Below are 9,615 nucleotides of genomic sequence, written 5' to 3'. Positions count from 1 at the left end.
GAGTAACCTATGGTTGGTGTATAGCCGACCTGACGACATTGATCGTGATTGTGTTGCACTAAACAGAATCACGATCCGTTCGTACCTCACTGAGCGTGTTTCTGTTTAGTGCAAGCCGTTTCACTTGCTGCGCAAGTTCACGCCTTTGTAAGGGCTTTTTTTTCAGGAAATTGAAATGTGGTTCAAACATCCCAGTTTTATTTCTGCAAAGAAATATCTTATCTCTGAATTTAAGAATATAGAGAGACGTAAAAAATCTAGCGATATGAAAGAAGCTAGGGTGGCACTCTTTGGTCGGGGCCCATTGCCTAAACTCCTTTTTGTATGTGGAGGGGATCCTAAGTATTGTAATAGACGTAGTGAAATTGAGAGTTACCTTTCAAAACACGTAAAACATCTACTCACTTTTAGAGCTGAGTATGCTTGGGAAACAATAAGTAACACTCAACCAGGAGCCAATGCCCTAAAACTAGAAGAGTGGCTGGCTGACTTGTCTGATGCTGTAATTATTATTGTTGAATCTTTTGGAACAGTTGCTGAATTAGGGGCCTTTTCACTTAGTGAATCCTTAAGGAGCAAACTCCTCCCTATCTTAGATAGACGGTTCAAAGATGATGAGTCCTTTATCAACACGGGACCAGTTCGATGGGTCAACCAAGATTCAATCTATAAACCAACGATCTATGCTGATTTCGAGACTATTTTAACCGTAATTCCTGAGATATTATCTAGAATAGATTCTGACAGGCCAAAATTTTATAACTCTAGAGAAGAGGGGAAAACCCTAGGCAGTTTTCTTTTTACAAAAAAAGAAATGTTGTTTGTTATTATACTAATAATTACTAGTATTGGCCCCGTAGATGACGAAAATATAATTGATATTTGCAAAAAATCATTTGGCACGAGTAAAAAAACAGATGTTGAAGAAATTGAATTACTTATATCTCTTTGTGTTGCTCTTGAAATAGTATCCCATATAAATATTTCAGGTAAGACATGTTATACCTGTCACAATTATACTAAGTTGTACAATACCTCAACAACTAACCACCTTTTAAATACATCTCAAAAGCTTCGAGGTGCATGTGTCTCAAAATTAATATATATTAAAGGTTATACAGAAGAAATCAGGAGGTTAAAAAATAATGCTTCTTGAACTAATATCAAGCTTAACTCTTCTTGAAGAAGAATATATATTAAATATTGCCCAAACTTCCTCGAAGCTGTATAAGAAATTCTATATTCCCAAGAAAAATGGAAAGCTTAGAGCGATATATCATCCGTCAAAAGAGCTGAAAGGAATACAGCGGGTTATACATAACGAGCTTCTTCAGAAACTGCCTACCCACCCAGCTAGCGCGGCATACAAACAAGGGTGCAGTATAAAAAAACATGCTGAACAGCATAAGAAGTGTAAGTATCTATTAAGGTTGGATTTCAAAAACTTCTTTGAATCGATTTCAGAAATTGATATTCGTTGTTTTGCAAGAAAGAATCTTATTGGAGTAATTAAAGGTTGGTCAGAAGAAGATACTAAACTTCTTGTAGAATTAGCTACGTTCAAAGGTGGGTTGACTATTGGATCTATTACATCCCCTCTCTTGTCTGATGCTCTATGTTATCAATTAGATGTTGCATTGTTTAGCCTGTCACATGTACTAGGTGTCACCTATACTAGATATGCTGATGATTTGTATTTCTCTACAAACCATCGTAACATTTTGAAAAATATCCCTTCCAATGTCGATAGTATTATTAAAAAACTAGAGTACCCTAATAGGTTAGAAATAAATCATAGCAAGACAAATCATTCATCAAAGAAAAATAGAATGATGGTAACTGGATTAACACTTACTAATGATTTTAATGTGTCGATTGGTCGCTCAAAAAAAAGAGAAATACGGAGCAAGATCTATAAGTGGTCCGAATTAAATAAAGATGATAAGTTGCACCTTTCAGGCTACCTCTCCTATATAAAGTCAGTTGAACCGTCATTTATAAATACTTTGTGTGGTAAGTATGGTGCAACGATCATACAGAATATCATTACGTTCAACAGTAAAAAGGATACTAATCTAAAATCCTAAGTTGCTGGGTCGGTTGCACTAGACGGACCTAACTATCATCCATCTGTCCTTGTGCTACCTGCATTTCCCTGCAGCTTTCTCGTAATCAAACCACCAATTTTTCCCGCCAGGTCCTCCGCTGGTCTTTGAGGTGGATTTTAATAGTTTTCCCGACTGATAAAAAGATAGGACATGCATAACTTCTAAGTCGAACGAGACTCTTTCATATCAACTTTTCTATAGGCAAAGCTTTACTTGGCCTATTTCCCTTTTGAACTGCGAAACACACTTTTGGGCAATAGCTTTTTAGCTAAACAAACAACGAAAGGGTTAGTGAGGATTGGCATTGTTGCACCAGTGACCGTTGGCGACATCGATGTCGCCGTCGAGCCCTCGGGGATGCTTCTTTTAAAAAAAATAGGCGGCGAGTCACTGGGGAAACAGTGGCAATTCATGCGTCACAACTGACGACAAAGTTATCTTGCTTTGGGGGAAATGTGTGCAACTGGCAATATTACGAACTCTCTCTTGGGGAAACTAACTCAAAAACATATTACTGCTCCTGCTTTCCTGCTTTTCCCAATCCCGATTTCAGGTTAATCCACAACACCATGCTAATCGATCATGAATATGGCTCATGTTCTATGTGAAATAAAACCGTTTTTGTTCATGTGCCGAACCACGTATAAATGACTCCAAGCTAAATATGAGTCAAGCCTGCAGTTGCACCCTAGCTAAGCCATCAGGACTTAAGTCATCGGCACTTAAGTTAAATAGAACCTCAGACAGAACACTAATAATGTCTATCAGAGTCGGGTCTAGAAGCTAGAAGCGCAGGGCATAAACTCAGGTTTGAAATCAGACAATGGGATACTGGATCACTATGAATAAGCATTTTACATTTACGATTAACAGCATTTGTCTTGATGAAAATTATCATCCTTCAGACAAGACGCGTATCACCACCAACTTTGCTAATTTGGCCAGAGGCAGTCATCGCCAAGCCAACTTACGCAACGCGTTAAAGATGATTGATAACAGTTTTAATGCCTTAGCGCACTGGGATAACCCCAAAGGCGATCGTTATACTGTCGAACTTGAAATCATCTCCGTTAATCTGGATATTGACGGCAGTGGTCAAACCTTCCCATCGATTGAAATTTTGAAAACCAATATTGTTGATCATAAAACCAATAAACGTATTGAAGGCATTGTAGGTAATAACTTTTCATCTTACGTACGCGATTATGACTTTAGCGTATTACTAGCAGAACATAATAAGGGCCAAGCCAAATTTAGTATTCCAGATGATTTTGGTGGTCTACATGGCAAGTTATTTCAGTCTTTTGTTCATTCTGATGCTTATAAACAGAATTTTAATAAGCCACCGGTTATCTGTCTCAGTGTTTCGGATAATAAAACCTACCATAGAATTGAGAATCAGCATCCCGTATTAGGGGTTGAATATCAGCCAAATGAATCGTCTTTAACAGAGCAATATTTCAAAAAAATGGGCTTACAGGTGCGTTATTTTATGCCGCCCAATAGCGTGGCACCGTTAGCTTTTTATTTCTTTGGTGATTTACTCAATGATTACACTCACCTTGAGTTGATAAGCACCATCAGCACTATGGGCACCTTTCAAAAAATCTATCGCCCTGAGATTTATAACGCCAATGCTGTTGCAGGAAAATGCTATCAACCCAATTTGAAAAACTTGGATCATTCACTGACTCAAATTGTTTATGACCGAGCAGAACGCAGTCAATTGGCGAATGAGCAAGGCAAATTTGCCGCGGAGCACTTTATCAAGCCCTACCAAACGTTTTTTGAACAATGGTCTGCTAATTTCGTTTAGTCGCTTTGCAATTAATTGTCACGCTCAATAATTAACCCAATACGGCATCAATATCATGACAACACGACTTAATAAAATACCGCTTAACCAAACCCTGTTACCAACTTCAACTGCGGGCAGTTTGCCTAAACCTTTATGGCTTGCAGAGCCTGAAACACTTTGGTCTCCATGGAAATTGCAAGGAGAGGAATTAATTACAGGCAAGCACGATGCACTGCGTTTGTCATTACAAGATCAACAGCTAGCAGGGATTGATATTGTCAGTGATGGCGAGCAAACGCGGCAGCATTTTGTCACTACCTTTATTGAGCACCTCAACGGCGTTGATTTTTCAAAACGTAAAACCGTGAAAATTCGTGATCGCTATGATGCGAGTGTACCCACGGTTGTCGGCCCAGTGAGCCGCCAAAAGTCGGTGTTTGTTGAGGATGCCAAATTTTTACGCAAGCAAACCACGCAACGGATTAAATGGGCGCTGCCTGGCCCAATGACCATGATAGATACGCTTTATGATGACCATTATAAAAGTCGCGAAAAGCTTGCTTGGGAATTTGCCAAAATTCTTAATGAGGAAGCCAAAGAATTAGAAGCGGCCGGTGTTGATATTATCCAATTTGACGAGCCTGCTTTTAATGTGTTTTTTGATGAGGTAAACGATTGGGGCATTGCCTGTTTAGAAAGAGCCATTGAAGGGCTTAAATGCGAAACGGCGGTACATATTTGTTATGGCTACGGCATTAAAGCCAATACAGATTGGAAAAAAACTTTGGGCTCAGAGTGGCGTCAATATGAAGAAGTGTTTCCTAAACTGCAAAAATCGAATATCGATATTATCTCGCTAGAATGTCACAACTCCCATGTGCCAATGGAGCTACTTGAGCTCATTCGCGGTAAGAAAGTTATGGTCGGCGCGATTGATGTTGCCACCGACACGATTGAAACCGCAGAGGAAGTGGCTGACACCCTACGAAAAGCCCTCAAATTTGTCGATGCTGACAAGCTCTATCCTTGTACCAACTGCGGCATGACGCCTTTATCCCATCAAGTCGCAAGAGGGAAACTCAATGCCTTGAGTGCAGGCGCAGAGATCGTCAGAAAAGAACTCTTAGCATTAAGATAAGACGCGTTAAGTGTTGCTGTATGTTTTACAGCAGTATGTTTTATAGCGGCATAAGTCTAGCTTTGTTGAAAGGGTATCGACGTCGGTATTAAAAAAACGGGATTGGCAAATAGATGCCAATCCCGTTTTCATTTCTAAGCTAATGCATTTAGTGCTTACAGTTAGTGCTTAGGTTTATGCATTGTCTTGGCGCTTATTCACCAAGCTTTGGTGTACGTGGTGGGATCATGCGCCTGTCGCCTGTCGACTCAAATGCACCTGCAAATTTCAGCAGGTTATTATCATCATAGGCGCGGCCCGCAAAGGTTAGACCCACTGGCATGCCAATATCGGCCATCACGCCCATAGGTACAGTCACAGTTGGTACGCCTAAGTGACGAATCGCAAGGTTTCCGTTAGCGACCCAAACTCCGTTACTCCACGCAATATCGGCAGAAGCTGGATTCACATGGGCATCGGCGGGGCCGACATCGGCCACGGTTGGGAACAGCACGGCATCAAGCTTAAGTCCGTCCATCCAGTCTTCGAGATCCAGCTTACGGGTCTTCTCTAAACCACGCAGACCATCGGGAATACTGTCGATCTGGTCATAGGATTTCAGGCCGCGTTTGGCCATGTTGACATACTCTTCCATGCCCGCCGCTAAGTCACCTTCACGGTTTGGCAAGGTGCCTAAATCGTGTGGGAAAATCAAATGCCCAACAACATCAGCAAGTTTGTTGAGTTTAGGGTCATTGTTCGCCCGCAGGAATTCATCGAATGCCCAACCCGAGAGTTCCCATAATTCATCATGGAGGAACTGAGGCGTGACTATGCCACGGTTAAACACGGTCGGCGCGCCTGGGCGGTCGCCTTCACAATTTGATACCAGCGGAAAATCGACTTCAATCACTTCGGCGCCAGCAGCTTCTAAGGCTTTACGTGCCGCTTCCCACAAATCGATAACCGATTGGCGGGTATGAATACGTTGACCCGTTGGGCCACCGATACCAGGATTTTCGCTGGTGCCTGCCAATTCATCTTCATTAATGTACATGCGCGGCACGCCAAAACGCTTACCCTTAAGCGTGTCGGCTTGAGCGGCAAGCTCCAGATAAGATGCTGGACGGACGCTTGATGCTTTAGGAATTTCGACCCAAGTTTGTAGACGCCAGAGATCGCCACGGGTGATAGGATCGTCAGCCACAATCACATCCAGCACTTCAAGCATATCCGCCATAGTGCGGGTATAAGGCACCACTACATCCATGGTCGGCGTTAACGGCCAGTTACCGCGCACGGAAATCACGCCGCGAGACGGCGTATAGGCACATAAACCGTTGTTCGATGCCGGACCACGGCCACTCGACCAAGTTTCTTCAGCAAGACCGAAAGCAGAGTAACTTGCTGCCGTGCCCGTGCCCGCCCCATTGGAAGAGCCCGAAGCGAATGGTGCAGTAAGATACTCAGCGTTGTATGGGCTTTCAGCGCGGCCATAGTGACCACGCTGCATGCCGCCATTTGCCATAGGTGGCATATTGGTTTTGCCTAAGCAAATGGCCCCCGCAGCGCGTAGGCGCTCAACGGCAAAGGCATCGTATTGCGCCACTAAATCCTTAAAGGCTGGGCTGCCAGAAGCCGCCGTCAGTCCCTTCACCAAATAGCTATCCTTAGCGGTATACGTAATCCCCTCAAGTGGGCTCAGTGTTTCACCACGGGCGCGGCGCGCATCTGACGCCTCAGCTTCTTTGAGCGCATCGGGATTGTGGACCACTAACGCATTAAGCTTGGTCTGCGTAGCTGGGCCGTCATAAGCCTCAACCCGTGCGAGATAAGACTTCACCAACTCCACTGCTGTGGTGCGGCCGGATTCGAGCGCTTCACGCAGCTCGGCAATGGAAACTTCAGTCACTTCAAACATCTTACTCCCTCCCGCAGAAAACCAATTGTGCCGCAATAACAGTGACATCAAGCGTCATACTGTTCTCCTTGGTGTACTTACTTGCCAGAAGGGATCTGCTGAGTAATACAATGGATATTACCTCCACCTAACAAAATCTCCCGCGCGGGCACACCCACAATCTCATGCTCTGGGAAGATTTCCTGCAGTTTTTGCGCGGCGATATCGTCGGTTGCTGGGTCAAGCAGTGGGAATACGATGCGGTCGTTAGTGATTAAAAAGTTCACATAAGAGCCCGCTAAGCGCTCGCCCGCAGTGCGCGGTACGCCAGTGCCTTCTGTTACGCCTTTTGATTCTTCTTCGGTGCAATACAGCGGCCCTGGTTGTGGCAGCAGGTGAATTTTTAACTTACGGCCTTGTGCATCCACGGTATTTTGCAGCACATCGAGCGCGGCTTTTGAACGTGGATATTGTGGATCAGATTCATCATCAGTCCAGTGCAAAATCACTTCACCTGGACGTGCGAAACAGCACATGTTGTCGATATGACCATCGGTCTCATCCATGTACACGCCATCTTGTAACCAGATAAACTGCTTAACATTCAAATAGTCACGCAGTAAGTCTTCAATCTGTTCTTTCGTCAGTTCAGGATTACGGTTGGCGTTGAGTAAACATTCGGCACTCGTCATACAGGTGCCTTCACCGTCAACATGGATAGAACCCCCTTCGAGGATCAGCGGCGCGCTGTAACGGGCAAATCCATGTTGCTTGAGCATTTGTGCGGCAACCTGTTCGTCCTTATCCCATGGGAAGTACAAACCACCGTTATGGCCGCCCCAAGCATTAAAGCCCCAGTCAACACCGCGGCATTCACCCTCGGCATTAACGACCACAGTTGGCCCAGTGTCACGCGCCCAGCAATCGTTACTGTCCATTTCGACCAAGGTGACGTGGGATGGCATTACCGTTTTAGCTTCAGCTAAAAAGGCTTTAGGAACACCCATATACACGGGCGTCGCTCCACCAATGGCATCGGCCACTTTAGCAAAGGTCGCTTGAGCATAAGCGCCCGCAGAGCGCCAGTTGTCAGGACGATATGGCCAAATCATCCACACCGCTTGCTGCGCTGCCCATTCGGCGGGCATGTGGAAACCATCTTGAGATGGCTTAGTCGTTAACGGCGTGGTATCCACAGTCGCGTTTGTCATGAATTTTGTCTCCAGTAATGCTCAAATCTATAAGGGTGTACGCCCAATTTGGGGCGACAGAATAGAAATACACCTAACATAATCAAATAAATCGAATGACCGTATTCATCACGCTGCGCTCATCACGAGCATTTATTACATGCATTCATCACATATATAGTTAGGCCGAAATTGTTAGGTCTTCACTCAGTGAGTTTTAGCTTCATTGAAATATTGCTGCGTATCTTATCATTTAAGATGGCTTGCGCTAAATACTTGTATGCAGGACATAGATGAGAATTTGTAGGGTCGTTAAGTCGTCAGTTTATTGCTCATGGGGTGAATATCATCACTACATGGCGCGAATGCACTTTTAGTTAACATAAGACCTATTAAATAAGAACCCTAAGATCTGATTTCAGCATCAAAATAGCGCTTTTATGTGACCTCGCTTATCATCGCGTTATTATAGCCTTTCATTAATAAGCACTGCTGAGGCGTATTCTTTTTGTTCATCCTCAGCATTAGTCCGTTTAAGTATTTATCTTTTAAGGATATCAGCATGACTTCCCACACTGCGCCATTAACTTCATTTTTGACCACTGAACCTTCTACAACGGAATTTTCTATAACAGATGTTGAGCCGTTGCTTAAGATAATGGAAAAACTGCGCGACCCACAAACAGGTTGTCCGTGGGATAAAGCGCAAACCTTTCAAACCATAGTGCCTTTTACTTTAGAGGAAGCTTATGAAGTTGCCGATACCATAGAGCGCTTAGCTTGGGATGAGTTACCCGATGAACTCGGGGATTTGTTATTTCAAATCGTATTCTATTGTCAGCTCGGTAAAGAGCAAGGCAAGTTTGATTTTTCGAGCGTGATTGAGAAAATCAGCGACAAGTTAACCCGCCGTCATCCCCATGTGTTTGGTGAGCAAAATCCGCAAATAGGCGATAGCGCCCAAGCGATGAAAGCCAATTGGGAAGCAATTAAAGCGATTGAGCGTGAACAAAAGGCCCTGCAAGTGGCGGGTGAAACCCAAGCAGATACTGTGGTTTCAGCGTTAGACAATATTCCTCGTACCCAACCTGCGCTGTCGCGCTCAATCAAAATTCAGCAGAGGGTGGCGCGAGTTGGGTTTGATTGGGCAGAGCTTGAACCCGTGGTCGCTAAAATCCACGAAGAAATCGATGAAGTCTTGCATGAAGTGAATCAAGGCGAGCAAGACCAAGCGAAAGTGCAGTCCGAAATGGGCGACTTGCTATTTGCAGTAGTGAATCTAGCTCGTCATCTTAAGGTCGACCCAGAGCAAGCGCTGCGCCAAGCCAACCTTAAATTTGAACGGCGTTTTCGCGGCGTAGAACAGTTGGCGAGCGAGAGCGGTAAAAGTATGCAAGAGCACACATTAATGGAGCTGGATGCCTATTGGGACCAAGTAAAAGCGACGGAGAAGAGATAAACGGCAAATTATCCCGATTGGTGTTTGTCGAATCGCGCCGCCT

General features: G+C 44.1%; 7 protein-coding genes. 5 read left to right on the top strand and 2 right to left on the bottom strand.

Features of this window, described 5'->3' with window-relative positions:
• Window positions 1–175: 175 nt before the first annotated feature.
• The 4 genes from Q4Q46_RS05075 (at window position 176) to Q4Q46_RS05060 (ending at window position 5,044) form a co-directional block, all read left to right on the top strand.
• Complete coding sequence (locus Q4Q46_RS05075) at window positions 176–1,156, top strand: retron St85 family effector protein (protein ID WP_311905382.1); 981 nt, start codon at window positions 176–178, stop codon at window positions 1,154–1,156.
• Window positions 1,146–2,087 carry a retron St85 family RNA-directed DNA polymerase gene (locus Q4Q46_RS05070; protein WP_311905381.1) on the top strand — a complete coding sequence of 314 codons (942 nt, stop codon included), beginning with the start codon at window positions 1,146–1,148 and terminating at the stop codon, window positions 2,085–2,087. The genes Q4Q46_RS05075 and Q4Q46_RS05070 overlap by 11 nt, the downstream gene beginning before the upstream one ends.
• 862 nt (window positions 2,088–2,949) lie before the next feature.
• Window positions 2,950–3,924 carry a DUF1852 domain-containing protein gene (locus Q4Q46_RS05065; protein ID WP_311905380.1) on the top strand — a complete coding sequence of 325 codons (975 nt, stop codon included), beginning with the start codon at window positions 2,950–2,952 and terminating at the stop codon, window positions 3,922–3,924.
• 55 nt (window positions 3,925–3,979) lie between these two features.
• Window positions 3,980–5,044, top strand: a complete 1,065-nt coding sequence (locus Q4Q46_RS05060) for a methionine synthase (RefSeq protein ID WP_311905379.1) — start codon at window positions 3,980–3,982, stop codon at window positions 5,042–5,044.
• Between the two features lie 193 nt (window positions 5,045–5,237).
• Here the strand turns inward: Q4Q46_RS05060 and Q4Q46_RS05055 are convergent, their stop codons facing one another.
• Together Q4Q46_RS05055 and aguA are read right to left on the bottom strand one after the other, a co-directional pair.
• Window positions 5,238–6,944 carry an amidase gene (locus tag Q4Q46_RS05055; protein ID WP_311905378.1) on the bottom strand — a complete coding sequence of 569 codons (1,707 nt, stop codon included), beginning with the start codon at window positions 6,942–6,944 and terminating at the stop codon, window positions 5,238–5,240.
• A 77-nt stretch (window positions 6,945–7,021) separates the two neighbouring features.
• Window positions 7,022–8,134, bottom strand: a complete 1,113-nt coding sequence (gene aguA, locus Q4Q46_RS05050; protein ID WP_311905377.1) for an agmatine deiminase — start codon at window positions 8,132–8,134, stop codon at window positions 7,022–7,024.
• A 541-nt stretch (window positions 8,135–8,675) separates the two neighbouring features.
• On the opposite strand from aguA, the gene mazG reads away from it, so the two are divergent.
• On the top strand, window positions 8,676–9,572 hold the full coding sequence (mazG, locus tag Q4Q46_RS05045) for a nucleoside triphosphate pyrophosphohydrolase (protein ID WP_311905376.1): 897 nt from the start codon (window positions 8,676–8,678) through the stop codon (window positions 9,570–9,572).
• Window positions 9,573–9,615: the final 43 nt, after the last annotated feature.

It is taken from the genome of Shewanella vaxholmensis, from assembly GCF_031932135.1.
Taxonomy (GTDB): Bacteria; Pseudomonadota; Gammaproteobacteria; order Enterobacterales; family Shewanellaceae; genus Shewanella; species Shewanella hafniensis.
This window is presented reverse-complemented; position numbering and strand designations above follow the sequence as displayed.

What these genes read in the sequence shown, in the direction of transcription:
- Q4Q46_RS05055 (WP_311905378.1), bottom strand. Translation starts at nt 6,944, where the DNA reads ATGTTTGAAGTGACTGAAGTTTCCATTGCCGAGCTGCGTGAAGCGCTC.
- aguA (WP_311905377.1), bottom strand. Translation starts at nt 8,134, where the DNA reads ATGACAAACGCGACTGTGGATACCACGCCGTTAACGACTAAGCCATCT.
- Q4Q46_RS05070 (WP_311905381.1), top strand. Translation starts at nt 1,146, where the DNA reads ATGCTTCTTGAACTAATATCAAGCTTAACTCTTCTTGAAGAAGAATAT.
- Q4Q46_RS05065 (WP_311905380.1), top strand. Translation starts at nt 2,950, where the DNA reads ATGAATAAGCATTTTACATTTACGATTAACAGCATTTGTCTTGATGAA.
- mazG (WP_311905376.1), top strand. Translation starts at nt 8,676, where the DNA reads ATGACTTCCCACACTGCGCCATTAACTTCATTTTTGACCACTGAACCT.
- Q4Q46_RS05060 (WP_311905379.1), top strand. Translation starts at nt 3,980, where the DNA reads ATGACAACACGACTTAATAAAATACCGCTTAACCAAACCCTGTTACCA.
- Q4Q46_RS05075 (WP_311905382.1), top strand. Translation starts at nt 176, where the DNA reads ATGTGGTTCAAACATCCCAGTTTTATTTCTGCAAAGAAATATCTTATC.